We start from the raw sequence: 26,697 nt of genomic DNA, 5'->3' as shown, positions 1-26,697 counted from the left end.
AAGCCTCGATCGGCTTATTCAAATTCCATGATGACAGCATCAACGGCGAGGCTGTCGCCTGCTCCGGCTTTGATGGCCGACACAGTACAGTCGCGCTCGGCTCTGAGGACGTTTTCCATCTTCATGGCTTCGACGATGGCCAGCTGCTCGCCAGCTTTGACTTCTTGCCCTTCTTCCACCGCGATGGACACCACCAGACCCGGCATCGGGCAAAGCAGCATCTTGGAGGTGTCCGGTGGCAGTTTTTCCGGCATCAGATCATCGAGCTCGGCAATGCGTGGGGTCATGACCTTGGCAATGACGGAATAGCCCTGCCAGTCCAGACGATAGCCGCCCATCACTGGACGCACCTGCACGGTGACGTTCCGCTCGCCGACCTTGCCGTTCCACAACAGATCGCCCGGTGCCCAATCAGATTCAACGGTCGTAATCGGCCCCTCACCGATGGCAACGTCAATTTCAATCGGAGTGCCCGGATAACCAGCAGCAAGGCGGATCGGGATGTAGGTCTTGTCGATCTTGACCACCCAATCCTCGCGGATTGCGCCGGAATGCGGGCGCAGGCGATCAGTCAGATGATCCAGACGCTCCCGATTGAGTGCCCCCATGGAGAGCGCGACGGCGGCCAGAAGCGCTTGTGCAGCCTCATCCGGCTCAGCCGGTTGGAACCCATCTGGATATTCATCGGCAATGAAGCTGGTGGACAGTTCGCCAGAGCGCCAACGCGGGTGGTTCATGAGAGCCGTCAGGAACGGGACGTTGTGTTGAATGCCATCAACATAGAAGGCGTCCAGAGCTTCCGACATACCGTCAATCGCCTCCTCACGGGTCGGCGCATGGGTGACCAGCTTGGCAATCATCGGGTCGTAGAACATGGAAATTTCCGACCCCTCAACCACGCCAGTGTCGTTCCTGATGGTCAGGCCATCGGCAACGCCCTCTTCCGGCGGACGGTAACGAGTCAGGCGTCCAATGGACGGCAGGAAATTGCGGTACGGGTCTTCAGCGTAAATCCGGCTTTCGACGGACCAGCCATTCAGCTTGACGTCTTCCTGTTTGATTTCCAGCTTTTCGCCAGCAGCAACGCGGATCATCTGCTCCACGAGGTCGACACCCGTGATGAGTTCTGTGACAGGGTGTTCCACCTGTAAGCGGGTGTTCATTTCCAGGAAGTAGAAGCTCTTGTCCTGCCCAGCGACGAATTCCACCGTGCCAGCCGAATCGTAATCCACGGCCTTGGCCAGAGCGACCGCCTGCTCACCCATGGCGCGGCGGGTTTCTTCATCCAGAAGCGGAGACGGCGCTTCCTCGATGACCTTCTGGTTCCGGCGCTGAATGGAGCATTCGCGCTCGCCGAGATAGATGGCGTTGCCATGCTTGTCGCCCAGCACCTGAATTTCGATATGGCGCGGGTTTTCAATGAATTTCTCGATGAAAACACGGTCATCGCCGAAGGACGAGGCTGCTTCCGACTTGGAGCGGGTGTAGCCATCGCGTGTTTCTTCGTCATTCCAGGCAATCCGCATGCCCTTACCGCCGCCGCCTGCGGACGCCTTGATCATCACCGGGTAGCCGATGTCCTTGGCAATCTCCACGGCCTGATCCGGGCTCTCGATAACACCGAGATAGCCTGGAACCGTGGAAACCTTTGCATCATTGGCGAACTTCTTGGATTCGATCTTGTCGCCCATCGCCTCAATGGCGCGCGGGTTCGGACCGATGAAAACGATACCCTCTTTTTTCAGGGCTTCCGGAAAGCTCGCCCGCTCGGACAGAAATCCATATCCAGGGTGAACGGCTTCTGCGCCGGTTTCCTTACAGGCGGCGATAATCTTTTCCGGGATCAGGTAGGATTCGGCGGCAGCAGCCGGACCGATATGGACAGCCTCGTCAGCCATCTCCACATGCAAAGCCTCCCGATCAGCATCAGAATAGACCGCTACGGTCTTAATGCCCATGCGTTTGGCCGTCTTGATGACCCGGCATGCGATTTCGCCGCGGTTGGCGATCAGGATCTTCGAAAACATAAGTGCTCCACCCAAAACATCTCTTTGCCGTCTTTTAGGCGGAGCGCAACGGCAGCGCAATATATCTAAAGGTTGACACTACTCTCAATGACATCGCTGAGAGGACCGTTTCTGAACATTTTGCGTCTTATGTGTCCTTTATTTTCCCGCCACAACCAAGTAAGTGGGTTGCTTGTTTGCAAATCCCTACCGCGACACGAACGATCAGGCTGCATTCCAATGGACGCCATTCATCTCGAAGACCTTGCCTTCTTTGCCTATCACGGCGTCTATGATGAAGAAGCCAAGCTGGGCCAACGGTTTCTGGTTGATCTGACCTGCTGGATGGACCTGAGAACAGCAACAGAAAGCGACGAGTATTCTGATACCGTTTGCTACGCGACACTGGCCAAATCGGTCGAAAAAACGGTTACCACAACTCGTTTCAACCTGATTGAACGGCTTGCCGGCGCCATTGCAGAAACGCTGTTTGAAGCAGATGAGCGAATTCAGAGGGTTCGTGTGCGGGTGCACAAACCCGGTGCCCCGCTGCCAATAGCCGCTGGCAAGGTGAGTGTTGAAATCCTGCGCAACCGTCCGGGAATCACCTAAAATGGATCAGGTGTCCGCCTAACAAGCCACCTTGCTGCCGCATTTTCTGCGCCTAATTGACCTTTAACTGGGTCCATTGAGCGGAATGATATTGATGAAAAGAACACGCGTTTTTTTGGCAAACATAGCGGCATCGCTGTTTGTTTTGCTCCCCATTGCGGCAGAAGCTCGCCCTGATGTGCGGAAGTTATCTTGCGCTAAAGCACAGGCCATGGTCCGGCAAAATGGCGCGGTTGTGTTTGCGACAGGACCACACACCTATTCCCGATTTGTATCCAACTACCGCTACTGCGATTCTTGGGAGCGCTTGTTCACCCAATATGCAAAGACCAAAGACAATCCAAAATGTCCGGTTGCTTATGAGTGTAAGGAACCTCTCTTCAATGATCGCTGGAATAGGTTTCGCTGACACTCGACCAACAACCTCCACAACACACTGAGACAAGAAGGTTGCGTCCAGAATATTCTGAAAATATGTAATTATAACAAATCTTTATTACTTACTCTGGAGCCGCTTTATTTAACCTCCATTTAAGTCAATAAAGCATATTCTCTCGCTTAGGTTGTGGTTAATGCCGAAACTGGAAAGCGAAAAATGCGAATTTCTCAATACATGTTCGCCGGACTGGCGGTGTCTGTCGTCTCGTCCGCTGCTCTGATCTACGCGGACATGTCCTTCAGCAGCGCGTCTGAGGACCTGAACGCTGCGCTTGAAAATCAATACGAATCCTATCTGCTCGCTGATGAACTACGCCAGAGTTCGGATGATCTTACCCGTCTCGCCCGAACCTATGTTGTGACAGGTGAGGATCAATACGAACAGCAGTTCATGAAGATCCTTGCAATTCGTGACGGCAAGGCCCCCACCCCGATCAATTATCATCGGATTTACTGGGACTTTGTCAGCGACGGCATTGAAAAACCACGGCCCGATGGTGAAAGCCGCGCCTTGTTGGACCGCATGAAAGATGCAGGTTTCACGGAAGCCGAGTTTGCCAAGCTGGAAGAAGCAAAAAACAACTCTGATGACCTCGTCAACCTCGAGGTCAAGGCGATGAATTACGTCAAGGGCCTGGACGAGAACGGCAATCCAATTGAAGCGGGTGATCCGCTGGTGCCGATCCGCATGCTGCACAGTGACGAGTACCATCGTTACAAGGGCAAAATCATGCGCCCCGTCGACGAGTTCTATCAGTTGATGGAGGAACGAATTAACGCGAATGTGGCGGCGGCGGAGGCCAAGCAGCAATCCGCCTCGATCATCCTTCTCCTGAGTGTCCTCTTCACCATCGGCACCTTGTTCGGGATCGTGGCTTTCGTGTTCCTCCGGATCCTGAAATCAACCAAACACCTTTACGGCGTGATGAAGTCTGTGTCCGACGGATCAATTGATCAAAGTGTTGCGGAAGTTGATCGTAATGACGAGATCGGCGGCATGGCGCGTATCCTTGAGAAGCTGCGTCTTTCTCTCGTTGAAAAGAAAAACCTTGAAGCGCAGAAGCTTGAAGACGACAAGCGAATGCAGGCGCAGATGGAAGCGGAGCGCGCTGCCTTTACCGCGGAGTTCAACACTCAAATCGGTGATTTAATTAGCGGTATGGGCAAGTTGATTGAGGACGTGCAGGACAATTCCAGGCGCCTCCTGGATTATGCTGAGAATACGGAAAGTGAGTCTCGCGGCTCCCTGTCTTCAACAACAGAGGCTCGAAACTCAGCGCAAACTGTCGCTTCGGCCAGCTCAGAGCTATCAAACTCGATTTCAGAGCTGAACAATCGCATCGGTCAGGTAACAACCCGGATTGGCGATGCGACTGCGGTTTCGACCTCTGCCAGCGAAAAGATGACGGAACTGAATTCCATGGCAGACAGTATCGGCACTGTTATCGGCCTCATTCAGGACATTGCCGAGCAGACCAACCTTCTCGCACTGAACGCCACAATTGAGGCTGCACGCGCCGGCGAGGCTGGCAAAGGCTTTGCCGTTGTGGCAGCCGAGGTGAAAGAACTGGCGACCCAGACCAGCAAGGCAACGGACGAGATCAGAACGCAGATCGAAGCCATTCAGGGTTCCACCGGCGGCTCCGTCGACGCCATTCGCCAGATCAACGACATTCTAACGGAAATGAAGACATTCGTTGAAGACTTGGCCGGTTCTGTCGATCAGCAGCACCAGGCAACAGGCGAAATTGCAAATGCTGCAGAAGAGTCAACTGCCAACGCAGACAGCATGGCTGACTCGGTTTCCCGTGTTGGAAACATGACCGCAGAGAACCGGGAGCTAGTATCCCAACTCGAAGAGCAAACAAAACAGCTGGGGGACAGCTCCAGCCGTATTCAGGGTGCTATTCAGGAATTCCTGCACTCTACCTCCCGCTCTGCTGCCTGACAGTTCACAGGTTTCAAACAATAAACGCCCGGTCAGAGATGACCGGGCGTTTTCATTTCAGCTTCAAGCGCTTTCTAGAGCGGAATGTTGTCGTGCTTCTTCCACGGCGTTTCGACCTGTTTGGACCGCAACAAGGCAAGGGCCTTGGACACCCGGCGGCGGCTGGAATGCGGGCGGATTACATCATCGATGTAACCGCGTTCTGCTGCCACAAATGGGTTAGCGAAACGATCCTCGTAATCCTTGGTGCGCTGCGCGATTTTCTCCGGCTCGCCCAATTCTGAGCGATAGAGGATTTCAACGGCACCTTTTGCGCCCATTACGGCAATTTCCGCGGTTGGCCAGGCGTAGTTGATATCGCCCTGAATGTGCTTGGAGCTCATGACGTCATAGGCACCGCCATAGGCCTTCCGCGTGATAACCGTGACTTTCGGAACCGTCGCTTCCGAATAGGCAAACAGAAGCTTTGCGCCGTGCTTGATCAAGCCGCCATATTCCTGAGCAGTCCCCGGCAGGAAGCCTGGAACGTCGACATAAGTGACGGTTGGAATGCTGAAACAGTCACAAAAGCGCACAAAGCGTGCTGCCTTGCGGCTGGCATCAGAATCCAGAACGCCAGCCAAAACCATGGGCTGGTTTGCGATGATGCCAACCGTGCGACCTTCGATCCGGCCGAAACCGGTGATGATGTTGGCGGCAAAGTTTGGCTGTATTTCGTAGAAGTCGCCCTCGTCCACCGTCTTCAGCACAAGCTCCTTCATATCGTAGGGCTTGTTCGGATTGTCCGGAATGAGCGAATCCAGCGACATGTCAATGCGGTCCGGATCATCGTGAGATTCGATCTCTGGAACGTCCGCCATGTTGTTCATTGGCAGGAAGTCGATCAAACGCCGCATTTCCTGCAGAGCTTCAACGTCGTTGTCGAAGGCGCCATCGGCAATGGATGACTTGGTGGTATGGATGGACGCACCACCCAGCTCTTCAGCCGTGACCGTTTCATTGGTTACAGTTTTTACAACATCAGGGCCGGTCACGAACATGTAGGATGTGTCCTGCACCATGAAGATGAAGTCTGTCATCGCGGGAGAGTAGACGTCGCCGCCAGCACAGGGGCCCATGATCAGGGAAATCTGAGGGATGACGCCAGAGGCCTGAACATTGCGGGAGAACACTTCGCCATAGCCGCCCAGCGCCGCAACGCCTTCCTGAATGCGAGCACCACCTGCATCAAACAGTCCAATGATGGGCGCACGATTGCGCAGAGCCATATCCTGCAGCTTTATGATCTTTTCTGCATGGGTTTCGGACAAGGAGCCGCCAAAAACCGTAAAGTCTTTGGAAAAGACATAGACTGTACGGCCATTGACCGTACCCCAACCGGTGACGACACCATCCCCGGGGATGTGCTGCTCGTCCATACCGAAATCTGTACAGCGATGGCGCTTGAACATATCAAATTCTTCGAACGATCCTTCGTCCAGAAGAATTTCAATCCGCTCGCGCGCGGTCAGCTTTCCCTTTGAATGCTGAGAATCGATCCTGCGCTGTCCGCCTCCCAAACGCGCCGTCTCGCGGCGGTTCTCCAATTCGGCAAGGATTTCCTTCATTGCGTTCTCCAACCTCTATTTGCCGAGGGTGGTAGCACGCAGAATATTACAAGCAAAGTCAGCAGATAGGAGAAGGCGTCTGATTTTTTCTTCTCTCGGCCAAGGCACCCGCCACGTCCGCACAGATGTCGCGATTCAACATCAAATCGTCGCGCTGCTGAAACTGTATTCAGAAAACAGAGCTATTGTAACTCCCCAATCGATGCCCAAAAGACATGCAGAGACGCTCAACAAAAGAGCTTGAAACTATTTCTCCCTCTGTCATGTTTACCCTTGGTACTAATACGAACCGGGAGATGCCATGTCTGTTGATCGAACGTTTTTCAATGAAATGCTCGACGACGCGGGGATGTCCCGCCCTGCTTACTCAAAGCTTGAAGACTGGCTGAACTCCAAACCACCAAATTTCCTGAAGAAGAAAAATCGGGAAGCGGAAACAATTTTCCGCCGTCTCGGAATTACTTTTGCGGTCTATGGGTCAAATGAAGCTACGGAACGTCTGATCCCGTTCGATCCAATTCCGCGAATTTTGTCTGCCTCAGAATGGCGCCGCCTGTCCGCAGGCATTGATCAACGGGTTCGAGCGCTAAATGCCTTCCTCCATGACATTTATCACCGTCAGGAGATTATCCGGGCGGGGCGCATTCCGGCAGATCTGATCATCCAGAATGAGGCTTTCCTGCCGGAGATGGTTGGCTTCACACCGGCCCGCAAGGTGTATGCCCACATCATCGGAACGGATCTTGTCCGTGTCGGGAAAGATGACTTCTATGTTCTGGAGGACAACACTCGCACCCCGTCCGGTGTTTCCTACATGATGGAAAACCGGGAAACCATGATGCGGATGTTCCCGGAACTGTTTGAAATCCATCGCGTTGCACCGGTCGAGCATTATCCGGATTCACTCCGTCAGACGCTCGAAAGCGTTGGCCCGGATCAATCCAAGTCCAACCAGACCGTCGTTGTCCTGACACCGGGCATCTACAACTCTGCCTATTTTGAACATGCATTTTGGCCGATTCCATGGGTGTGGAACTGGTCGAAGGTCGTGACCTCTTCGTCGATGAAGGCAAGGTTTTCATGCGCACAACGCGCAAACCGAAGCAGGTCGACGTCATTTATCGGCGCATCGATGATGCGTTTCTCGATCCCCTCACCTTCCAGCCAGATTCCATGCTGGGTGTTCCCGGTCTTTTCGATGCGTATCGCGCAGGCAATGTCACCATCTGCAACGCTCCGGGAACCGGCATTGCCGATGACAAGGCGATCTATGCCTATGTGCCGGAAATCATCGAGTTCTATACGGGTCAGAAACCGATCCTGAAGAACGTGCCAACATGGAACTGTGCCCGGGAAGATGATCTTGCCTATGTGCTCGACAATCTGGAAAACATTGTCGTCAAGGAGGTTCACGGGTCTGGCGGCTATGGAATGCTGATCGGACCGACCGCCTCAAAGAAGCAGATTGCCGATTTCCGCAAGGTTCTGGAAGCCAACCCCTCCAACTATACTGCTCAGCCGACCCTCGCGCTGTCGGCTTGCCCGACACATGTTGCCTCCGGCGTTGCCCCGCGCCATGTCGATTTGCGGCCCTTCGTCCTGATCGGCGACCGTGTCCGGATCACGCCCGGCGGCCTAACCCGCGTCGCCCTTAAGAAAGGCTCGCTGGTGGTCAATTCCAGTCAGGGCGGCGGGACCAAAGACACCTGGGTTCTGGAGGACTGATCATATGCTCGGAAGAACAGCATCCTCCCTGTTCTGGATGTCGCGCTATCACGAGCGCGCAATGAACATCGCCAAGCTGCTGGAAGTGGCCTATCGAAACGCCATCGTTGCGCATGGCGGTCAAAACTCGCTGGATGACTGGCGCTTTGCGCTGCTCAGTTCCGGCTGCGAAAACATGTATATGGCCAAGGTCGAGGAAGTATCTCCCAAAGGGGTGATTTCCTACATGGTGTTTGACAAGGACAACCCGTGCAGCGTGCGGGTTTGTCTTGAGGCTGCCCGCAATAATGCGCGCTCTGTGCGCACCAGCATCACGTCTGAACTTTGGGAAGCGATCAACACCACCTGGATCGAGTTTTCGGACACAAACCCGCAATCCATTACGCGGGACCGGCTGCCAGAATTCCTGTCCTGGATCAGCCAGCGGTCTCATTTGTTCCGGGGTGCGCTGCTCAACACTCTTTTGCGCGATGACGGCTATTACTTTAGTCAACTCGGCAATTTCGTTGAGCGGGTCGACAACACAGCTCGCGTCCTCAACACCCAGTATTGGGTCCTACTCCCCGATAATGATGTGATTGGCGACGGCTCGATGGAGCGCTATCAGTGGACAGGTATTCTGCGCGCCTTGTCCGGCCATCGCAGCTATCGCTTTGCCTACCCCAATGCCAAATTGTCGGCTCAGAACATTGCGGAGTTTTTGATCCTGCGCCGGGAGATGCCACGTTCATTGGCGCATTGTTATGAGTGGATCAGCGGATCGGCCAACGATCTAGGGCTCTACTATGGCGAAAGCCTTCCGAGCCTCAAAATGGCAGACAAGATCAGCAGTGAGCTTTCCGATACCGACATGTCGGACATTTATCACAACGGACTGCATGACTTCCTGAGCGATTTCATTGTTCAGAACAACAATTTCGCCAGCCAGCTGTCCCAAGATTATAATTTTGCCTGACCGGAGGTCCGGATCATCGCCATGCATCTATCTATCCGCCATACCACCCGATACCGCTATGACTCGCCGTTGGCCAATGCCATGCAGCAACTGCGTCTGACACCACAGGACTGTGCGGGGCAGAAGGTTGTCGACTGGTCTATCGATGCTCGTGGGATGGATCGCGCAACCAGCTACAGGGATGCGTTCGAGAACATCGTGCACATGGTCTCCAGTGACGATAACATCGAGACGGTCGAAATCACCGCGTCGGGAACCGTGGAAACGCAGGATACTGCCGGTGTTGTGGGGTTTGAAAAAGGGGCTGCTCCCGTTCGCATTTTCACGCGGGTCACCCCGCTGACCAAAAGCAATCAAGCCATTCGACGACTTGCAAATCTCGTGGGTGAAGACGACCAGCTCTCAGGATTTCATGCCTTGATGCATGCCATCCGCGAGAAGGTGGAGTACAAGATCGGGGTCACGGACACTCATTCCACCGCCGCATCGGCTCTGAGTTCTGGAGAAGGTGTCTGTCAGGATCACGCGCATATCTTCATAGCCGCCGCCCGCTCAATAAGTGTGCCAGCTCGATATGTCTCGGGATACCTGTTGTTGGAAGATGAACAAGCCTCTGAAGCCCATCATGCCTGGGCTGAAGTCTATCTGCCTAATCTCGGCTGGGTGGGTTTCGATATCTCCAACGAGATTTGTCCGACCGACCGTTATGTCCGCCTCACCACAGGTCTTGATTCTAGGTCCGCCGCCCCCATTCGGGGCATCCAGCTTGGCGGAACAGAAGAAAATCTGCAGGTGGAAGTCGATGTGCTTCAAGCAGCACATCAACAACAACAATGACCTAACGGCTGGTTTGCGATAGACGCGCCGCAATTGCTTTGCTAGCTCTCGAACAGGAATGAACTGCCCTAAAGGGCCGGAGAGTGCAGCATGACCTATTGTGTTGGTCTGAAACTTGATCGCGGTTTGGTGTTTGCCGCCGATACCCGGACGAATGCCGGATTGGACAATATCGCCACCTTCAGGAAACTTCATTTTTGGGAGCGAGAAGGCGAACGCGTCATCACCCTTTTGTCGGCTGGCAATCTAGCGACCACACAGGCGGTCATTTCGCTTTTGTCAGAGCAGATTTCTCTCGGCGGGGATGAAGCTCCAACCTTGATGACGGTAGACACCATGTTCCAGGCGGCCCGCCTTGTGGGCAGCGCTGTGCGAGAAGTGGCGCGGGTGGACAGCGAAACGCATGGTGCCCAGGCCGAGAACTTTTCCGTGACCTTTATCCTTGGCGGACAGATCAAGGGCGAAGAACCAAGGCTCTTCCAAGTCTATTCCGCCGGAAACTTCATTGAAGTCTCGGACGACACGCCTTTTCTGCAAATCGGCGAGCACAAATACGGCAAGCCCATTCTCGACCGGGTCACACGCCCGGACATGCGGCTCGGTGAAGCCGCCAAAATGGTGCTCCTGTCCTTCGATTCCACCGTCCGCTCCAACCTGTCTGTCGGCCTTCCAATCGATCTTCTGCTTTACAACACCGACAGTTTTTCAACATCGCGCTACAAGCGGATTGAGCAGGACGACCCCTACTTCCAAAAGCTGTCTGAAGCCTGGTCTGACAAGCTGCGAGAGGGTTTTGCCGCCATGGAAGAATTTGACGAATAGGCTGTCGCAGAGCCGCGCGCGTCCAAACTGCGTTCAAGCCACTGTCACCTGCTGCTCTTATTAAGATGCCCGACCTCAACACGTTTTCAATCAGGCAACCTTCATGAACCAGATCGCAGAGAGCGAAACCATGCCGGTCTGGCAACGTGAACCGGCCAATGAGGCACTCGACGAAAACGAGAATGTACTTCAGCACATTCGCATGATGATCAAGGCCGACCAGCGGGCGGAACTGGTCGAGACCCTCAAGAAATGGGATCCGGTTGATGTCATGCAGTTGCTCACGCGGCTGCGCTTGAAGCAGGCCCGGAAGCTGTTTCAATGGCTGCCTTCCAATCCGTCCATCAAGGTCGTTGCCGAACTCAGGTCCGAGTTCCGCTCCACTCTTCTTGAAGAAGCAACGCTCGAGCAGTTTCGCGACATTTTGCATGGCCTTGACCCGGAAGACGCGATTGATGTCCTCAACGAGTTTCCGGACGATGTTGCCGAAGAGCTGATTGCCCGCCTTCCGGCAATCGACAGCCTTGAGGGCGTCAAAAACTATGCGGAGGAAAGCGCCGGGCGGGTGATGGCGCGGAAGTTCGTGGCGCTTCCGGAGACATGCAGCGTTGGCGACGCGATCGCGCAGATCCGAGAGGAATCCGATCGCATCCGAAAAATCTTCACGATATACGCGCTCGACGATGAAAATCGTCTGACCGGCACTGTGGAAGTGGGCAAGCTTTTGCTCAACGACAACAGCGCGCTCCTGTCCAGCATCATGAACCGCGATTTTATCGCCGTTTCTGCAGACATGGATCAGGAGGAAGTGCTTCGCATTGCCCGCCGAAAAGATATGCGAACAATGCCTGTTGTCAGTTCAGACGGGCAGCTGATCGGCCGCGTCACGCCAAAGCAGCTCAGCCGAATAGCTTCTGAGGAATCTGCTGAAGACTTGTTGTTGATGAGCGGTGTTTCTGGCGAAGCCAAGGCAGACGACACGGTCTTCAAGATCGTCAAAGGACGCTTGCCGTGGCTGCTTACCGGTTTGATTGGCGCAAGTGTTGCTGCGACGGTTGTCGGATCGTTTGAAGAGCAACTTGCAAAGGCCGCGATCCTCGCCGCCTTTATTCCCGTCACCATGTCCATGGCTGGAAACGCCGGGCTTCAGGCTTCAGCCGTTGCTGTTCAAGGCTTGGCGACCGGAGCCATCTGGTCCGGAGATATCTTGTTCCGCCTCTTTAAAGAGCTCATAGCAGCGCTGGTGAATGGAGCCATTGCAGGAACGATTCTGGCTGGCCTGGTGCTCATTGTCTCGCAAGTCGTTCCGATTGAAGCCCCTCACCAGCTGGCGCTGGCGACGTCGCTGTCCCTGCTCTGTGTCACGACGCTGGCCGTAATGGTCGGCGCGACCGTGCCCATCATCCTCGACAAGGTCGGGATTGACCCGGCTATGGCCATTGGCGTGTTCATCACCTCGTCCAATGACATTCTGGGCGTATTGATCTTCTTCCTGATGGCGACAACGTTTTATCTGGGCTGAGACGCTATTTCAGAACGTAGCGGATGGAAGATGTGTCCATTGGCGCTGCCGGACCACTGAAATCATATTTGATTTCCTCAACTTCAATGGTTTCCTTCCGCCCTTCGCGGAAGGTGTAGCCGGATATTCCCGTGTCAAAGCTGATTTTTCGCCCTGATGTCGTGATGCCCTCAAAACAGGGAAACGGCTGAGGTGCCATCCCCATGCAAAATGTCCGCTCGCCAGTAATGGTTACCGTCAACCTGTTCTTTTCCAAAATGGGAAGATGATCAAACGGCCCGCCAGCTGCTGCCGAACCGATGCTCCCAAGCAACACGACAGTCATTCCAAGATATTTCATCACCAAACGTCCCTTGTTCGTTAAGGCTCGTTGTTGCCGGAAAAACAGGCGGAATGATGGTGTGAAATCTAAGAAGTGTTAAACTTATGCTTGTTCTAAAATAAGCACTGCGGCATCAAATTCCTTGCGCTTGTAGACGCGCATTTGGCTGGATTCGGCGTCTTCGCCCCAGCGCTCAATGTTCCAGTCTTCTTCAACAAAAGCGGCTTTCCAAGCCTCGTCTGCGGTCACCCGTTTTTCGAACAGTGCATAGGCCAGCACGGCAGAGCCTGTCAGAGTGGTCGCTGTGTGGAGAGCTGAAAGCTGCAGGGGTGAAAGTGCATCCAGACGGGTGCGGAAGGACGAAAGCAAAGCTTCGGGCTGTTCCTTGTGAATGATCCCCTCAATCAGGACAAACACGCCGCCCAAGGCATCCCCTGCCCAATTCAAAACCGGGTCCCACAATTCGCGTTGACGGGTCACCAGCGTCTCAGGTCCATCTGCCCGATAACATAGGGCATCATTCCCAACAAAGCGAGTGATTTCATCTGCAACATCAGCAAACTTGGAGGTAACAGCATCCTGCGCAGAATTTGATATCCGGGTCAGCGGCATTTTGCCGGGATCGATTTCCTTTTCCTGCGCTTCCCATTCAGCAGCGACGGCTTCTGCCAGTGTCAGCGTTGGCAGCAGGAGCGTTACCTTGGCCGGTGTCTTGACTGCCCGACCATCCAGATGAATGGCGAAACCGCCGTCAACCTTCGCGGCCTCCGCCTTCTTGTAGAACCGTTTTGGCAGTTCGCGCTTGGACAGCTCCCGGGCCCGCTGCTCGGGATCATTTGCGGCAGCGCCTTCCGGATCAGACAACAAATCGCGCATCAGGCCAGTTCCCCTTTCAGGTGAAGTGCTTGGGATATTGAATCGAATAATTCATCGAAGTGATTGATAACATTGAAAGCTCCTGCCCGCTTCAGTGCATCCGCCTCGTGATACCCCCAAGACACGCCGATAGCCTGCGTGCCCGCAGCCAGCGCCATTTCAATGTCGAACGTCGTGTCTCCGATCATCACAGTCCGTGCAGCATCTGCTTCCGTTTCAGAGAGCGCGCGATGGATCATGTCCGGGTGCGGCTTGGAGGGAGACGTATCAGCGGTCTGGATGGTCACAAAGCGGTTTTGAAGGCTATGAACGTCAATCATGTGATCAACGCCGCGGCGCGCTTTGCCCGTTGCGATCCCCAAGAGGATATCGTCGCGTTGCCCCAGCCGATCAAGACACTCTCGTGCCCCTGGATAAAGCGGGTCCTGATCCGCGCCGCTTTGACGCCGTGCAATTTTCGACTGCCGATAGGCGTTCGCCATCTCGGGTGCAAGGTGAGCGTTATGGGGACCGACCAACGTTTCGAACGCCTGCTCCAACGAAAGGCCGACGATGGAGAGAGCTGTTTGCCGATCCGGCATAGGCAGCCCCACCGCGTCAAACCCCACTTCAAGCCCGTGCAAGATCGTGTGCTGACTATCGATCAACGTGCCGTCGCAATCGAAAATGACAAGATACATGCGCGTAGGTCTCGAGCTTTAATCAAGGGAGGCCCGCATGTGGCCTGTTTTTCAATGAGGGTCAAGGCCTGCGGACCACCCGCTTCCGCCATTGACCTCAACGAGCGCTACGTCTGCCCCGCTGCAGTTTGTCGGTATGAGCAACCGATCTTGTCTTCCCAGCCAGCATTTCAATTCTGGAGCGGTTTCTCTGGATATCTCTGGAATGTTTTGAACGCTGAGGTTTCAGCCATTTTATGATGGTCCAAGCCGCTGCCCAACATGCAGAACGGTGGTGTAAACTCTCTGGTTACCATAAACGTCCATTCTGTAGACCTTGGGTGGGCATGAACGTTTGGGGCAATTTTGCCGCTAAACACGATGAGTAACCGACACGCAGCGCGTATTGCTGGGTGCAACAGGACTGTTTTGTCTTTATGAAGAAACAGAAGCAGCCAACCGGGTCAAAGCCACGGTCGACCGCACGGGTAAGTTTGTTCACGGCTGGTATCAGCCTCGCCGGACTTTCCACTCTCCTTTCAGCCGCTGCCGTGACAGCCGGAATGATGAGTGCGGACTTGCCTGACCATCACACCGGATTTGCCGGAAAAGCTCCCTCAGTGGTGAGCTTTGCAACGGTCACCCCGCCCATGCAGCAGCCGTCGCAAGTCGCTCTGCCGGTACCCATAGAGCCGGCAGCGCCTGCCGAAGTGCCAGTTCCTCCTATCGGGGGTATTGAAGTGACCGAGGCCCCTGCTCAAGAAGCGCCGGCTGTTCCGCTGCAAACAGCGACCAGCGAGACGCTTCCGGAGTTGGATACCGGGCCTTCAGATCAGGAAAAGAGAGCAGCGACTCAAGCTCTTGCTGAAGGCTTGGCGCGGCTGAACCTCGCTCTCAGCCTCCAAACCGTTCAAAAGATTGCCTTGCACCGTCAAGAGCAGGCCGCACAGCTGGCACTTGCCGAGGCTCCCGAGACAGCAGCAGAAGCTGAAACCGGCGAACTTCCTCTGATTGATGCAGATCTATCATCTAACGAACCTCTCACGACAGCGTCTATCCCATCGCATGAGGTGCCGATCACCGCTGAGCCTCTGGTTCTCGCCTCTCTCAGCCCGGACGTTATTCCTGTTCCGAGCCTTAGGCCGAGGCCTTTGGTGCGAACCAAGCCCCGCGCTGTAAACAAACCTGCACAATTATCAGGACCAGTGCTCTCCTATGCCAATCCGGGCAATCCGGGCAATCCGGAGAGCAAAGAAAACGGCGTTTTCAGCGGCATCAAGAAGCTATTTAGCAGCCCGACAGACTTTGGCCCGGACAGCAAAGTGGCGATTTACGATATCAGTACTGCAACCGTGCACATGCCGGACGGCAGCAAGTTAAAGGCAAATTCCGGCATTGGTCACCGGATGAACAATCCGAAATATGCTTATGTGAAGAACCTTGGGCCGACACCACCGAATGTCTACAAGCTGCGGATGCGGGAGCGGCGCTTTCATGGAGTGGAAGCAATCCGCATGCTGCCCTATGACGTTGCCGCAATGCGTGGCCGAGACGGAATGCTGGCCCACACGCCACTGCTGCGCAATAGCAAGGGGTCTCACGGATGCGTCGCCTTCCCGAACTACAACAAGTTCCTGAAAGCCTTTAAGCGAGGCAAGGTCAAAACGATGATTGTCGTGCCTAAGATGAGCGCCCTGCCGAAATACGCTGCCATGTACAAGGAACGCAAATTCGCGTCCAGACAATAGGACACTTGTGATCGACAGGCTGATTGGGCCCGCGAACTGCTAACCCCAGCCTTTGATCACAGGAGACCCACACTCTTTTGGCAGTGGGGACTGGAAAAGGGCACCGGCATGTAATTCAGCGCCTTACTTCAACAGCCTATTCTTCGTGTCGTTTAGAACCGGTAAGTGGCGCGCGCCATAAGCGTTGCGCCCCATGCGTTGTCCAACTCATAAGCACCTATTGATTGTTTGTTCGTGCCAATGGTCCGGGTGTCGCCGGTCTTGAAACTTCCATAATAATCCAGGCTGGCACCCAGTTTGACTGCGAAAGCTTCGCTCAAGGCATGGTTGACTTCCACACCGCCGCGAGCCGCGAAACCCGTGTTTGTCTTGGAGGCAACGTCGGCAAACTTAATTCCCGTGGCTTCGCTGCTTTCTTCAATATCGCTCAGGCGGTTAACCGCTAAACCCAGACCGGCAACAGCCGACAATGAAGTCGCTGATGTCATGTCCATCGTGTAGCTCAAGTTCGCCAAAACGACATGCGACTGAGCCTGTGCATCAAAACGGCTGCGATTGGAGATCCCGGCATATGATGCGAACCATCGCGCGTCACCGCCAACATAGTCGTAACTCAGGAACACACCGAGCGCGCTCGAGAACTGATAGCCGACACGCCCGCCAACGGCCAAAGCAGTGTCAAAGTCAATGTCCTCAACACGTCCGTTACCGGAAAGGCCGCCGTCTCGGGTATCGCTTGTTGCTGACCTGAATGCGGCTCCCGCTCCCAGATCGGCGAACCAGCCTATTTCATTCTCATCAGCAAAAGCTGGAGCCGCGAAAGCGAAGGTTGCAATGCTAACCCCTGCAAAAAAGGAAATTTTCAGCACCTTGAAAGCCATTTTAACATCCTGATTTGAATGTAGCTTTCAAGAAGACGTACCGGGTCAAAATGTGATATTCCACCGTGAAAACTCGCCTGCATTTCACTTTCACAAATTATTTACACCTTTTACGCGCATTTTCTCACCCTCGACAAAGCTGCCAATAGATCCTACGAAGAACCAAAATCAGCTTTGGAATGGGATCCCGTGACCAGTAAAATTATACTGTTTCTGCTGTTGTGCATCGCTGCGATCCAGGTCATCAAACCGCTTGGTTGGCCCGGACTGAAGAAACGCTCAGACGCGTGGCGGCTGGTCGCAGCGGCCATTGGCGTCACATTTGTCATGCTGGTTTTGACAGCCCTGTTTCAGGGAGCCTGATCCTTATTCAGGATCATCCACATCCGGATCATAATCGGTCACATCGAACCCAAGCAGGTTCCAGGTCTGCTGCATGTGCGGGGGAAGCGGAGCTGAGACATCGATCATGCCGTTTCCGGAAGGGTGCGGAATGACGATCCGGCGGGCAAGCAGATGCAGGCGATTTTGAATACCGCCCGGCAATTCCCAATTTTCGATATTGAAATACTTGTCGTCGCCGATGATCGGATGACCGATATGGGCCGCATGGGCACGCAGCTGGTGGGTTCGGCCAGTGACCGGCTTGAGGGTTACCCAGGACAATTTCTGCGCTGACTTTTCAAATACTGAATAGAGCGACACTGCATGCTGGGCCTCGTCATCTCCGTGACGGGCAACCCGCATCCGCTCCATTTCCTCGCTGCGGGCCAGATAGGTGGAAATCCGCCCTTGATGCGGCTTTGGCACGCCCGCTAACATCGCCCAGTAGATTTTTCGGGTATTGCGGTGGCGGAACGCCTTGGTGAGCTCCTGCGCCGCCTTGCGGGTCTTGGCCACCAAAATGATGCCAGAGGTTTCCCGATCCAGCCGGTGCACCAGTTTCGGTTTTTCGCCCTTTTTGTTGGTGTATGCTTCCAACATGCCGTCAAGATGCCGTTTGAGGCCTGAGCCGCCCTGCACCGCCAGACCGGCCGGCTTATTGAGGACCATGACATGATTGTCCTCAAACAGCATCATGTCCTCAATCGCTGCCTTGTCATCGGCCATCAGTTTGGAGGATTTGGGTTTGGCGTTCTTCTTGTCGTTTGCAGGCAGTTCGACGCCCAATGGCGGAATGCGAACCGTTTGGCCCTTGGCAATCCGCGTGTTGCTTTCAGCCCGTTTGCCGTCGACCCGCACCTGACCGGTCCGCAGCAGTTTTTGAAGTCGCCCAAAGCCCATACCCGGATAATGAGCCTTGAACCAGCGGTCGAGGCGCATGCCCGCTTCATCTGCGGTGACAGTTTTCTGCTCAATAGCGGACATGTTGGATCTTTCGTCTGTGTTTGGGCTCCTAGGGTCCTGACCCTAGCCCTGCCCTACTCGGGCGCTGTTTCACCCGCGTATACGCAACAATGGCGGATTAGAAAAGGGGCCGATCATGCTGCCGCGAAGCTTCTCATCAAAAACAGCCCTGCAAACACGGCAATCAGTGACAATAAAACGGAGGCTGCAATGTAGATCAATGCCAAGCCGGTGTCCCCACGCTCCCACAAAACCGCTGTATCAAGAGAAAACGCGGAGAAGGTGGTGAAACCGCCCAAAAGGCCGGTGGCCAAAAAGTAACGCAAGTTTTGCGCCTGCGCAGCCTCATGGCGGACAAGCCAACCGATCAACACGCCCATGGCGAGCGAGCCGACGACATTGACAGTCAGGGTACCAACCGGGAAGCCCGGCCCAAAGGCTCGTAAGGTGCCAAGTGCGACCAAATGGCGGAGGCCAGCCCCCAGTCCACCGCCCAACATGACAAGCAACAAGTGATTCATGGTGCAACTATAGCTGCATCGACAAGCTCACGCATGCCCCATCCACGCACCCTAGGGTCAGGACCCATTAATTTGATTGGAATGGCGTAACAAAAAGCCATGAGCTGCAAGGAAAAGCGCGACGAGCGGACTTCTTGTCCGGTTGAGCGGTTTGACGCAGCAGGTCGAAGCTGTTTTTACGTCCCTGCGGGATAGGGTGAATTTGGCCGGCAACGTCGTTGCAAATCTTTGAAAACCGGACGGTTTCCTTCAGCCTTGCGCCTCGTATCCGAACAAATTCATCCCTACCATTCCATCCAAATTAATGGGTCCTGACCCTAGCCCTTCCACTTGTTCGCCATTGTCGTGATCCGGTCCTGAATCTTGTCCAGATCGTCTGGTATTTCGGCCAGGAAAGGCCGCTCTTCTTCGAGGATTGCGTTGAAGATGTCGGTCTTGAGTTCGATGAAGCGGCCGGGTTCGATCCGGATTTCATCAGATGCGGACATGATTATCGAGATCAGGCGTTCTGCGGTGTTCAGCCGCCCCCAGACATAATCATGCTCTCGCCAACTACGATTAAAGAACGCCCCGAAGGTGTTGAGAGCCTTGCCTTTCAGTTCAAAGCCTTCGTCCTGCAGGCCTGTTGCATCTTTGGGGCTGATTCTATCCACCAGAGTTTCACCAGCTTCTGCGAAATCGTCACTTTGCAGGCCGGGGTAAATGACCAGATCATAATAGGCAAAGCCGACATAGGCTTCGATCAAGCGCTCATACCAGACGCCTTTTTGAAGTCTAGTGGCGGCTTCCGACAGGAGCTCGTCTTGGGAAATGTCCAGATCCATCAGCTGCATCTGCCCGGCAATTGCATCCAGAAACCGATCCAGTCCACGCTCCTGTTCAAGCTGATCCCCTGTCTGACAATGGGTCAGCAGATCACGGGCCGCATCTTTCGCATTTCCATCGAAGGCGCTCGTCTGCCAGCGCTCCTGAAGCAAATCGATTTGCTTATAGAATTGGCTTTTGAGCCGATCAAACTCGGCCTTTATCGCGCTGTCTTCTTCTGTGGCCGCAGGTTCCAGATAAAACCCGTTGAGCCTTCGAATGGAAAACCGCAGTCGCCGGATACGGTAGTGAACATCGTACTGCTTCAAGAAGCGAATAACATCCAGTGACGATTTAACAGTACTGCCCGATGGCATGGCTGTCAGGCGCTCAATCCGGGCAACCAACAGATTGGCCAATTCCTGATCCGCAGGACCACCGCGTTCCACCCCGGCCAAATTTTTGGCCAGTTCACCCAGCTTGTCCGCAATGGCATGCAGCTTCAGGGCCTGATAGTTCAGGATGGCAAACCCCGCCTGATCGTGCGCCGCCTCATTCGCCTTTTCCCGGCACCGAGTAACCGTTTCCGTCGTCATGCTGCCCCAAAAGGGCAGAACCTTGCGCACGTTGGCAGACACCACCGGATCGGCAGCGGCAATCGTCCGACTAACCCAGCGGCTCCGCCGGTTGCCTTCCTCGATCTCCAACAGGTCATCACCAATCGGCTCATTTCGGGGAATGTGGGCAAGAGAGGCCAGGATTACCCGGAAAAAGCCGGGAACTTCTTCCTGAGGCCCGGTCAGTCCGCGCTCTTCCACCGGGGTTGGATCTATGTAGACAAGACGGCGGGCGACTTCCCGTGCTGCCGGGCGCTGCCGCACAACGTCAATCACAGGTGCAAAAGGCTTGTTCATGACCACGCTGCCGTCGACAAAACAGCGATGTTCGCCTGTGTCCCCATCAACTTGCAGGCTTTGCGTGAGGAAACGCTCGCGGTTCGTCCAATCGTCTCCGCGCTCGCTAAGCACCTTGTCCATTTCTTTCACCGTCGCGGGCGGAAAGGCACCCGGGAAAGAGGATGTTGCCCGCGCGGCGAACACCAGTTCCGGTGCGCTCAGGCTATCCAACTCGCTTTCCAGCTCGCCGGAGGCGCGATGACGGGCCTTGAAATTCAGGATGCGGCGGTGGTCCCATTCCTCGATGAAGGCCGGGTCATCAATCCGAATCTGCCGACAATTGCCGTGATAGTCCGTAATCGTGACAAAGAGATCCAGCGTTTGGCCGTGAGGAATAAGGGTCGAACCCGGAGTGGTGCCTTCCTCCATCTTTTTGCAGGCATCCAACATCCACCCGATATAGGCTTCGCCCGAAAAGGGTGGTGTAAACCACCGGGACTGCATGAACAGGCGCAGCTTTTCGCGCGTTTCGGGCTCGGAGACTTCCTTGTTCAACTGCGAACTGATCAATCGGTCCAGCACCGGTGAAACGCCAGATTTCAGATAACGGGTCAAACCGTCCTGTGGACGGGCCAGCTCTGTTACATCGGCATGTTTCAGCCAGAGATCACGATGTCCGTCCAGCGGCAAGTCATGTGCAAGGGCGCGGGCGAGCATGATGCCGTTGACACCGCCCGCCGATGCGCCGGCAATTGCATCAACCACCACCCGGATCTGAATGTGCTCTCCCACGGCTGCAAGAAAGCGCGCATACGCTTTTTCGCTTGGGGATAGGACGCGGCACTTATCCGGATCAGATGAGCGACGGCCCGTTGGTGTATGGCAAGCACTGGCACGCACAAGAGACAAAACTTCCCGGCTAACCCCGTGCATATAGATGGCAAGCGAGACACCGCCATAAAATACCAGAGCCAACCGCAGTTCGATCTCTCTCATGAGCGTGTGCCTGTCATTGCCCTTTGTCCCTTAAGACGTTCCGCTGCGCTCGCGCCGCAGACGAGACCAATAGTCCAGTCGCTTGCGCAATTCCCGCTCAAAGCCTCTGTCTGGCGGATCATAGTAAGTCTGACGCCCAAGAGTTTCGGGAAAGTAATCCTGACCAGAGAATCCGTCCGGCGCATCATGATCATATTGATAGCCATCGCCATACCCTTCCGCCTTCATCAACTTGGTCGGCGCATTGAGAATATGCTTAGGCGGCAACAGGGAACCACTGGATTTGGCGCTGCGCATGGCAGCCTTATAGGCCAGATAGGCACCATTCGATTTCGGTGCACTGGCGAGATAAATCACGGCCTGCGCCAATGCCAGTTCTCCTTCCGGAGAGCCAAGCATCTGGTAGGCATCGCGCGCACTGTTGGCCTGAACCAGAGCGTGCGGGTCCGCCAACCCGATGTCTTCAACCGCCATGCGGATCAGGCGTCGGGCGAGATACATCGGGTCCTCGCCCCCGTCCAACATCCGGCAAAACCAGTAAAGCGATGCGTCCGGGTCTGAACCGCGGACGGATTTATGAAGAGCCGAGATCAGATTGTAGTGCCCGTCCTGCCCCTTGTCATAGATCGGGGCACGTCGCTGCACGATGCCCTGCAGACGCTCGGCATCAAAAACCTCATCCTCATCTGCTGCCCGCCACACATCTTCCGCCAGTGTGAGCGCTGACCGCCCGTCCCCATCTGCCATGCGAATGAGAACACCGCGCGCCTCTTCGTCCAGCGGCAAGGGTTTGCCCTCTTCTTCCTCGGCCCGCGCCAACAGCTTTCCGATCGACTCAATGTTCAACGAATGGAACGTCATGACGTGGGAGCGGGAGAGAACAGCGGCATTCAGCTCAAAAGACGGGTTTTCCGTGGTCGCCCCAACAAGCGTGATGGTGCCGTCTTCCATAACGGGCAAAAAACTGTCCTGCTGGGCACGATTGAAGCGGTGGATCTCGTCCACGAATAAAAGCGTGCCACGCCCGCCCATGCGGCGAGCTCGGGCCGTTTCAAACACCTTCTTCAGATCCGCCACGCCGGAAAAGATCGCGGAAATCTGCTCAAAGGCGAGATCTGTTTCATCCGCCAGAAGGCGCGCGATGGTCGTCTTGCCAGTTCCCGGTGGCCCCCAGAAGATCAGAGAGCCCAGACTGCGCGTCTTGAGCATGCGCGACAGTGTTCCGTCCGGCCCAAGCAGATGGTCTTGACCGACGACATCGTCCAGCTTCTGTGGCCGCAAGCGATCGGCCAAGGGGCGATTGACGTCCTTGTCCAGACCAGATGCGGCAAACAGATCTGACATCGCCCCTGCCCTTTTCCTAGCCTCTCAGCCGAATGCGCTGAACCTGATCACCGCGTTCGATTTCAAGGTCCCAGACCCGAACATCGCGGCGCGTTTCCCGTTCCAATCGTTCGGTGCTGTCGATCTGCCGACCGTTGACGCTGCGCACGATGTCACCAACCCGCAGCCCGACGCGGCGGGCCGTTCCGCGCGGATCGACCGCAGTAATCACAACCCCTTCATAGTCTCCCTCAATCCGCAGCTCCTCGGCCACGGCGGGCGACAGGTTCATCACGGTCACACCTTCAAAGGGTGAAAATTCATCGAGAAACCTCTCATCGCGAGGGACGGTTTCAGGTGCTGGCTCCAGCCGAACATCAATGATGGTTTCGCCGCCGGAGCGCAGAACCGTGAAGCTGGAGACCTCGCCGAGCGGCTTGGTTGCAAAGCGATAGCCAAAACTGTCCGGATCAATGACTTCCTTGCCATCGATGGCCACTACAAGGTCACTCACGCGCAGACCCGCTGCCCGTGCCGGGGAGCCTTCAAAGACGTTGGTGACGAGGACGCCGCGTGGACGATCCAGTCCCAAGGCTTCCGAGATTTCAGCGCTGACCGTTTGGACCGTTGCGCCAAGCCAGGGACGGCGAACCATATCACCCTGCCCGGCTGCTGATGCCACGAAGCGCGCCATATGGGCCGGGATGGCAAAGCCGATGCCGTTGGAGCCGCCAGAGCGTGAAAAGATCGCTGTGTTGATGCCAACCAGCCGACCATGCATATCCACCAAGGCCCCGCCCGAATTTCCGGGGTTGATGGCTGCATCGGTCTGAATGAAGAACTGATAATCCGTCACGCCAACCTGCGTGCGCGCCAAGGCCGACACAATGCCCTGGGTCACGGTTTGACCAACCCCGAACGGATTGCCGATGGCCAGAACGATATCACCGACTTCCAGACTATCCGTTTCAGCAAAGGGCACAGAGTCAAAAGGGCCATCTGCTTTGATCTTTAAAACGGCCAGATCCGTGCGTTCGTCCTTGAGAATAATTTCGGCATCAAACTCACGCCGGTCGTTCAGGGCGACACGAACTTCATCCGCATCCTTGATGACGTGGTGATTGGTAATCACCGTCCCATCATCGGAGATGATGACACCAGAGCCAAGGGACGACTGCACCCGCTCTCGTGGACGTGAGAGGTTTCCACCCGGCTCACCAAAGAACCTCTTAAAGAACGGATCGTCGAAAAAGGGAGACACCCTGCGCTGTTGCACCACGCGCCGACTTGCATAGACATTGACCACCGCCGGGCCGACGTCCCTCACGATGGGTGCAAAAGAGAGTTTCATTTCTGCAGCGGAGGTTGGTACCTGCCGCGCACCATCCTGCGCGTTTGCCCCCTGAAAGACAGTGCCAACTGCAAGGGCGATTACCGCTGTCAGTTTGATGAGCTTGCGCCCTGCCCCGAGTGTCATTCCCGTCTCCCAAGCCATTTTCGGCGAATCTCTTTTGAAAGAACCGTCACCTTGGCAGATAGGGAGTTTTGCGCGCAAACACAATCAATCGCTGGTGAACAGTCCGTGGGTTACGAAGGATTTCTGACAAACCTCTCCCGGAAAGCTCAACGCTCTTCAGCCTCACACTCTCTTCATGGCGTATTCCCGCTTGGATCACGCCCGACCCGGTAAAATTACACTGCAAATATTTACATCTCAAAATGGAGAACCGGAGGGTGTCATGCGCAAATTTGGAGTGTTTTGTCTCTTATCCCTGATGTCAGTTGGCCTGGCAGAAGCAGCTTGTGAGGATAGTCAGGTATTTGTCGTCGATAGCGGCAAAGCCTACAGCACAAGTGATCGTGGCGCGTCCGCGAACTCACCTGTTCAGTGCTTTGCAGCCCGAAGCGATGAGTACATCGTGGAAAGCTCTATCTCTATGAAGAAACGAAATGGCGCGGGTCACAAACAACAGTGCCGAACTTCGGGAAATCGCGAGTACATCAACATCTCAACCAAAGATGTAAACGGAAACCAGATCGAGTTCAGGGGCGTGAAGAAGTTCTGCATGTATGCCCATGCTGAAACCGGAAGCGGTGTATCCAAAATCACCAGCACGGCATGGATCAAGTGCAACGTGTTGTATAGAAGCTGCGAGATTAATTGAGTTTCGCGAGAAAATTGGCGGACCAAAGACCAACAAAAAGGGCGGACCGATGTGGTCCGCCCTTTTCATGTCAAATCCTGAAGCGGTGCTTATGCAGCTGCTTCAGCGGATTCTTGTGCTTCGGCGCGTGCGCGGTCTTCTGCGCCGCGTGCTTCCGGATCACGGTCGACCAGCTCGATGACAGCCATCGGTGCGTTGTCGCCATAACGGAAGCCAGCTTTCAGAACACGGCTGTAACCGCCGTTGCGTTCCTTGTAACGCTCGCCAAGCGTGTCAAACAGCTTCTTGACCATGGCAGCATCGCGGACTTGCGAAATAGCCTGACGGCGTGCGTGAAGATCACCGCGCTTGCCCAATGTGATGAGCTTGTCGATGATCGGCTTCATTTCTTTAGCCTTTGGCAGGGTCGTCACGATTTGCTCGTGCTTGATCAGCGACGCTGCCATGTTCGCGAACATAGCCTTACGGTGGCTAGATGTCCGGTTGAGCTTACGGCCGGATTTCCCGTGGCGCATAGCCCTCTCCTTTGTCTATCAGGCAGTCTGCTGGTCTCTCGCCAAGCACTTGCCCGGTTGCTCCGTTAGGGACGCGTGCGCCCCTTAATACTGATGATCTTCGTAGCGCTTTGCGAGGTCATCGATGTTCTCAGGCGGCCAGTTGGCGACTTCCATGCCGAGATGGAGACCCATCTGGGCGAGAACTTCCTTGATCTCGTTAAGCGACTTGCGGCCAAAGTTCGGCGTGCGCAGCATTTCCGCTTCGGTCTTCTGAATGAGATCGCCAATATACACGATATTGTCGTTCTTCAGACAGTTTGCAGAACGGACGGACAGCTCCAGCTCGTCGACCTTCTTGAGAAGCGCAGGGTTGAAAGCCAGTTCCGGGACAGTGTCCTCGGCGACTTCGCGCTGCGGCTCTTCAAAGTTGACGAAGATGGACAGCTGGTCCTGAAGAATGCGTGCTGCGAAAGCAACCGCATCATCCGGCTTGACTGATCCATCGGTTTCAACGGTCAAAGTCAGTTTGTCGTAATCGAGAACCTGACCTTCACGGGTGTTTTCAACCTTGTAGGAGACCTTCTTGACCGGGGAATACAAGCTGTCGACCGGGATCAGGCCAATTGGAGCATCTTCCGGACGGTTCCGGTCGGATGCAACATAGCCCTTGCCAGTGTTGACAGTGAACTCCATACGGATCTCTGCGCCCTCATCAAGAGTACACAGAACCAGCTCCGGGTTCAGAACTTCAACATCGCCAACAGTCTGGATGTCACCAGCTGTAACAACACCAGGTCCCTGCTTGCGCACAACCATGCGCTTGGGGCCCTCACCTTCCATGCGGATGGCGATTTCCTTGATGTTGAGAACGATGTCCGTCACGTCTTCACGCACGCCCGGAATGGACGAAAACTCGTGAAGAACGCCGTCGATCTGCACAGCAGTTACTGCAGCGCCCTGGAGAGACGACAGCAGAATGCGGCGCAAGGCATTGCCAAGCGTCAGACCATAGCCACGCTCAAGCGGTTCGGCCACAACTGTGGCCAGGAAGCGCGGGTCATCGCCCGGTTTTACTTCCAGCTTGGTCGGCTTGATCAGTTCTTGCCAGTTCTTTTGAATTGTCACGTATATGTCCCTTCGGCTATCCCGCCTGAATGCACAAGTTCCAGGCTATTCTTTGCCACTGGAGA

At 55.1% G+C, this 26,697-nt stretch carries 23 protein-coding genes and 1 pseudogene; 11 read left to right on the top strand and 13 right to left on the bottom strand.

Annotated elements, in window-relative coordinates; translation table 11 throughout:
• Positions 1-14: 14 nt before the first annotated feature.
• Complete coding sequence (locus TRICHSKD4_RS22335; RefSeq protein ID WP_009469255.1) at positions 15-2,027, bottom strand: acetyl/propionyl/methylcrotonyl-CoA carboxylase subunit alpha; 2,013 nt, start codon at positions 2,025-2,027, stop codon at positions 15-17.
• Between the two features lie 219 nt (positions 2,028-2,246).
• Here TRICHSKD4_RS22335 and folB point away from each other — a divergent pair, with 219 nt between their 5' ends.
• From folB to TRICHSKD4_RS22320, 3 genes are all read left to right on the top strand, one after another.
• Complete coding sequence (gene folB / locus TRICHSKD4_RS22330; RefSeq protein WP_009469254.1) at positions 2,247-2,618, top strand: dihydroneopterin aldolase; 372 nt, start codon at positions 2,247-2,249, stop codon at positions 2,616-2,618.
• A gap of 94 nt (positions 2,619-2,712) precedes the next feature.
• A complete protein-coding gene (locus TRICHSKD4_RS22325) occupies positions 2,713-3,027 on the top strand; it encodes a hypothetical protein (RefSeq protein WP_009469253.1) in 315 nt (104 codons plus the stop codon).
• Positions 3,028-3,213: 186 nt separating this feature from the next.
• Positions 3,214-5,004, top strand: a complete 1,791-nt coding sequence (locus TRICHSKD4_RS22320; protein WP_009469252.1) for a methyl-accepting chemotaxis protein — start codon at positions 3,214-3,216, stop codon at positions 5,002-5,004.
• Positions 5,005-5,078: 74 nt separating this feature from the next.
• Here the strand turns inward: TRICHSKD4_RS22320 and TRICHSKD4_RS22315 are convergent, their stop codons facing one another.
• Positions 5,079-6,611, bottom strand: coding sequence for an acyl-CoA carboxylase subunit beta (locus TRICHSKD4_RS22315; RefSeq protein WP_009469251.1), 1,533 nt, complete (start codon positions 6,609-6,611; stop codon positions 5,079-5,081).
• Between the two features lie 301 nt (positions 6,612-6,912).
• On the opposite strand from TRICHSKD4_RS22315, the pseudogene TRICHSKD4_RS22310 reads away from it, so the two are divergent.
• The 5 genes and pseudogenes from TRICHSKD4_RS22310 to mgtE all read left to right on the top strand — a co-directional run bounded on the left by TRICHSKD4_RS22310 (position 6,913) and on the right by mgtE (position 12,472).
• Positions 6,913-8,336, top strand: a pseudogene (locus TRICHSKD4_RS22310) (circularly permuted type 2 ATP-grasp protein).
• A 4-nt stretch (positions 8,337-8,340) separates the two neighbouring features.
• The gene (locus tag TRICHSKD4_RS22305; protein WP_009469248.1) at positions 8,341-9,291 is read left to right on the top strand and encodes an alpha-E domain-containing protein; all 951 of its coding nucleotides are present in this window, start codon (positions 8,341-8,343) and stop codon (positions 9,289-9,291) included.
• A 21-nt stretch (positions 9,292-9,312) separates the two neighbouring features.
• Positions 9,313-10,128, top strand: coding sequence for a transglutaminase family protein (locus TRICHSKD4_RS22300; protein WP_009469247.1), 816 nt, complete (start codon positions 9,313-9,315; stop codon positions 10,126-10,128).
• A gap of 90 nt (positions 10,129-10,218) precedes the next feature.
• On the top strand, positions 10,219-10,950 hold the full coding sequence (locus TRICHSKD4_RS22295) for a proteasome-type protease (RefSeq protein WP_009469246.1): 732 nt from the start codon (positions 10,219-10,221) through the stop codon (positions 10,948-10,950).
• Between the two features lie 103 nt (positions 10,951-11,053).
• On the top strand, positions 11,054-12,472 hold the full coding sequence (mgtE, locus tag TRICHSKD4_RS22290; RefSeq protein WP_009469245.1) for a magnesium transporter: 1,419 nt from the start codon (positions 11,054-11,056) through the stop codon (positions 12,470-12,472).
• Positions 12,473-12,476: 4 nt separating this feature from the next.
• Here mgtE and TRICHSKD4_RS22285 read toward each other — a convergent pair whose 3' ends face one another.
• The 3 genes from TRICHSKD4_RS22285 to TRICHSKD4_RS22275 all read right to left on the bottom strand — a co-directional run bounded on the left by TRICHSKD4_RS22285 (position 12,477) and on the right by TRICHSKD4_RS22275 (position 14,350).
• Positions 12,477-12,812, bottom strand: coding sequence for a hypothetical protein (locus TRICHSKD4_RS22285; RefSeq protein ID WP_040617339.1), 336 nt, complete (start codon positions 12,810-12,812; stop codon positions 12,477-12,479).
• A gap of 84 nt (positions 12,813-12,896) precedes the next feature.
• On the bottom strand, positions 12,897-13,670 hold the full coding sequence (locus TRICHSKD4_RS22280; RefSeq protein WP_009469243.1) for an ATP12 family chaperone protein: 774 nt from the start codon (positions 13,668-13,670) through the stop codon (positions 12,897-12,899).
• On the bottom strand, positions 13,670-14,350 hold the full coding sequence (locus tag TRICHSKD4_RS22275) for an HAD-IA family hydrolase (protein ID WP_009469242.1): 681 nt from the start codon (positions 14,348-14,350) through the stop codon (positions 13,670-13,672). The genes TRICHSKD4_RS22280 and TRICHSKD4_RS22275 overlap by 1 nt, the downstream gene beginning before the upstream one ends.
• 416 nt (positions 14,351-14,766) lie before the next feature.
• Here TRICHSKD4_RS22275 and TRICHSKD4_RS22270 point away from each other — a divergent pair, with 416 nt between their 5' ends.
• Positions 14,767-16,077 (top strand): DUF2778 domain-containing protein, encoded by a 1,311-nt coding sequence (locus TRICHSKD4_RS22270; RefSeq protein ID WP_247642843.1) that lies wholly within the window; start codon positions 14,767-14,769, stop codon positions 16,075-16,077.
• A 152-nt stretch (positions 16,078-16,229) separates the two neighbouring features.
• Here TRICHSKD4_RS22270 and TRICHSKD4_RS22265 read toward each other — a convergent pair whose 3' ends face one another.
• Entirely contained in the window at positions 16,230-16,958 is a 729-nt protein-coding gene (locus tag TRICHSKD4_RS22265) for an outer membrane beta-barrel protein (RefSeq protein WP_009469238.1), read from the bottom strand.
• 189 nt (positions 16,959-17,147) lie between these two features.
• Here TRICHSKD4_RS22265 and TRICHSKD4_RS30955 point away from each other — a divergent pair, with 189 nt between their 5' ends.
• Positions 17,148-17,321 (top strand): hypothetical protein, encoded by a 174-nt coding sequence (locus TRICHSKD4_RS30955; RefSeq protein ID WP_009469237.1) that lies wholly within the window; start codon positions 17,148-17,150, stop codon positions 17,319-17,321.
• A 3-nt stretch (positions 17,322-17,324) separates the two neighbouring features.
• Here TRICHSKD4_RS30955 and TRICHSKD4_RS22260 read toward each other — a convergent pair whose 3' ends face one another.
• The 5 genes from TRICHSKD4_RS22260 to TRICHSKD4_RS22240 form a co-directional block, all read right to left on the bottom strand.
• Positions 17,325-18,326: an RluA family pseudouridine synthase gene (locus TRICHSKD4_RS22260; RefSeq protein WP_009469236.1), complete on the bottom strand. Its 1,002-nt coding sequence runs from the start codon at positions 18,324-18,326 to the stop codon at positions 17,325-17,327.
• Positions 18,327-18,439: 113 nt separating this feature from the next.
• Positions 18,440-18,826 carry a fluoride efflux transporter CrcB gene (gene crcB, locus TRICHSKD4_RS22255; RefSeq protein WP_009469235.1) on the bottom strand — a complete coding sequence of 129 codons (387 nt, stop codon included), beginning with the start codon at positions 18,824-18,826 and terminating at the stop codon, positions 18,440-18,442.
• 317 nt (positions 18,827-19,143) lie between these two features.
• Positions 19,144-21,522 (bottom strand): patatin-like protein, encoded by a 2,379-nt coding sequence (locus tag TRICHSKD4_RS22250; protein ID WP_009469234.1) that lies wholly within the window; start codon positions 21,520-21,522, stop codon positions 19,144-19,146.
• A 30-nt stretch (positions 21,523-21,552) separates the two neighbouring features.
• A complete protein-coding gene (locus TRICHSKD4_RS22245) occupies positions 21,553-22,866 on the bottom strand; it encodes a replication-associated recombination protein A (RefSeq protein WP_009469233.1) in 1,314 nt (437 codons plus the stop codon).
• 16 nt (positions 22,867-22,882) lie between these two features.
• A complete protein-coding gene (locus TRICHSKD4_RS22240; RefSeq protein ID WP_009469232.1) occupies positions 22,883-24,322 on the bottom strand; it encodes a DegQ family serine endoprotease in 1,440 nt (479 codons plus the stop codon).
• Between the two features lie 262 nt (positions 24,323-24,584).
• Between TRICHSKD4_RS22240 and TRICHSKD4_RS22235 the strand changes: the two genes are divergently transcribed.
• Positions 24,585-25,010, top strand: a complete 426-nt coding sequence (locus TRICHSKD4_RS22235) for a hypothetical protein (protein WP_139052255.1) — start codon at positions 24,585-24,587, stop codon at positions 25,008-25,010.
• 89 nt (positions 25,011-25,099) lie between these two features.
• Here the strand turns inward: TRICHSKD4_RS22235 and rplQ are convergent, their stop codons facing one another.
• The gene (rplQ, locus tag TRICHSKD4_RS22230; RefSeq protein ID WP_009469229.1) at positions 25,100-25,525 is read right to left on the bottom strand and encodes a 50S ribosomal protein L17; all 426 of its coding nucleotides are present in this window, start codon (positions 25,523-25,525) and stop codon (positions 25,100-25,102) included.
• Between the two features lie 84 nt (positions 25,526-25,609).
• Positions 25,610-26,632 carry a DNA-directed RNA polymerase subunit alpha gene (locus tag TRICHSKD4_RS22225; RefSeq protein ID WP_009469228.1) on the bottom strand — a complete coding sequence of 341 codons (1,023 nt, stop codon included), beginning with the start codon at positions 26,630-26,632 and terminating at the stop codon, positions 25,610-25,612.
• Between the last annotated feature and the right edge of the window lie 65 nt (positions 26,633-26,697).

Source organism: Roseibium sp. TrichSKD4 (assembly GCF_000148725.1).
Classification (GTDB): Bacteria; Pseudomonadota; Alphaproteobacteria; order Rhizobiales; family Stappiaceae; genus Roseibium.
The sequence above is the reverse complement of the archived record's forward strand: the minus strand, read 5'-3'. Positions and strand labels throughout refer to the sequence as shown.

Excerpts from the sequence above, each read along its gene's own strand:
- TRICHSKD4_RS22335 (WP_009469255.1), bottom strand. The coding sequence starts at position 2,027 with ATGTTTTCGAAGATCCTGATCGCCAACCGCGGCGAAATCGCATGCCGG.
- folB (WP_009469254.1), top strand. The coding sequence starts at position 2,247 with ATGGACGCCATTCATCTCGAAGACCTTGCCTTCTTTGCCTATCACGGC.
- TRICHSKD4_RS22325 (WP_009469253.1), top strand. The coding sequence starts at position 2,713 with ATGAAAAGAACACGCGTTTTTTTGGCAAACATAGCGGCATCGCTGTTT.
- TRICHSKD4_RS22320 (WP_009469252.1), top strand. The coding sequence starts at position 3,214 with ATGCGAATTTCTCAATACATGTTCGCCGGACTGGCGGTGTCTGTCGTC.
- TRICHSKD4_RS22315 (WP_009469251.1), bottom strand. The coding sequence starts at position 6,611 with ATGAAGGAAATCCTTGCCGAATTGGAGAACCGCCGCGAGACGGCGCGT.
- TRICHSKD4_RS22305 (WP_009469248.1), top strand. The coding sequence starts at position 8,341 with ATGCTCGGAAGAACAGCATCCTCCCTGTTCTGGATGTCGCGCTATCAC.
- TRICHSKD4_RS22300 (WP_009469247.1), top strand. The coding sequence starts at position 9,313 with ATGCATCTATCTATCCGCCATACCACCCGATACCGCTATGACTCGCCG.
- TRICHSKD4_RS22295 (WP_009469246.1), top strand. The coding sequence starts at position 10,219 with ATGACCTATTGTGTTGGTCTGAAACTTGATCGCGGTTTGGTGTTTGCC.
- mgtE (WP_009469245.1), top strand. The coding sequence starts at position 11,054 with ATGAACCAGATCGCAGAGAGCGAAACCATGCCGGTCTGGCAACGTGAA.
- TRICHSKD4_RS22285 (WP_040617339.1), bottom strand. The coding sequence starts at position 12,812 with ATGAAATATCTTGGAATGACTGTCGTGTTGCTTGGGAGCATCGGTTCG.
- TRICHSKD4_RS22280 (WP_009469243.1), bottom strand. The coding sequence starts at position 13,670 with ATGCGCGATTTGTTGTCTGATCCGGAAGGCGCTGCCGCAAATGATCCC.
- TRICHSKD4_RS22275 (WP_009469242.1), bottom strand. The coding sequence starts at position 14,350 with ATGTATCTTGTCATTTTCGATTGCGACGGCACGTTGATCGATAGTCAG.
- TRICHSKD4_RS22270 (WP_247642843.1), top strand. The coding sequence starts at position 14,767 with ATGAAGAAACAGAAGCAGCCAACCGGGTCAAAGCCACGGTCGACCGCA.
- TRICHSKD4_RS22265 (WP_009469238.1), bottom strand. The coding sequence starts at position 16,958 with ATGGCTTTCAAGGTGCTGAAAATTTCCTTTTTTGCAGGGGTTAGCATT.
- TRICHSKD4_RS22260 (WP_009469236.1), bottom strand. The coding sequence starts at position 18,326 with ATGTCCGCTATTGAGCAGAAAACTGTCACCGCAGATGAAGCGGGCATG.
- crcB (WP_009469235.1), bottom strand. The coding sequence starts at position 18,826 with ATGAATCACTTGTTGCTTGTCATGTTGGGCGGTGGACTGGGGGCTGGC.
- TRICHSKD4_RS22250 (WP_009469234.1), bottom strand. The coding sequence starts at position 21,522 with ATGAGAGAGATCGAACTGCGGTTGGCTCTGGTATTTTATGGCGGTGTC.
- TRICHSKD4_RS22245 (WP_009469233.1), bottom strand. The coding sequence starts at position 22,866 with ATGTCAGATCTGTTTGCCGCATCTGGTCTGGACAAGGACGTCAATCGC.
- TRICHSKD4_RS22240 (WP_009469232.1), bottom strand. The coding sequence starts at position 24,322 with ATGACACTCGGGGCAGGGCGCAAGCTCATCAAACTGACAGCGGTAATC.
- TRICHSKD4_RS22235 (WP_139052255.1), top strand. The coding sequence starts at position 24,585 with ATGCGCAAATTTGGAGTGTTTTGTCTCTTATCCCTGATGTCAGTTGGC.
- rplQ (WP_009469229.1), bottom strand. The coding sequence starts at position 25,525 with ATGCGCCACGGGAAATCCGGCCGTAAGCTCAACCGGACATCTAGCCAC.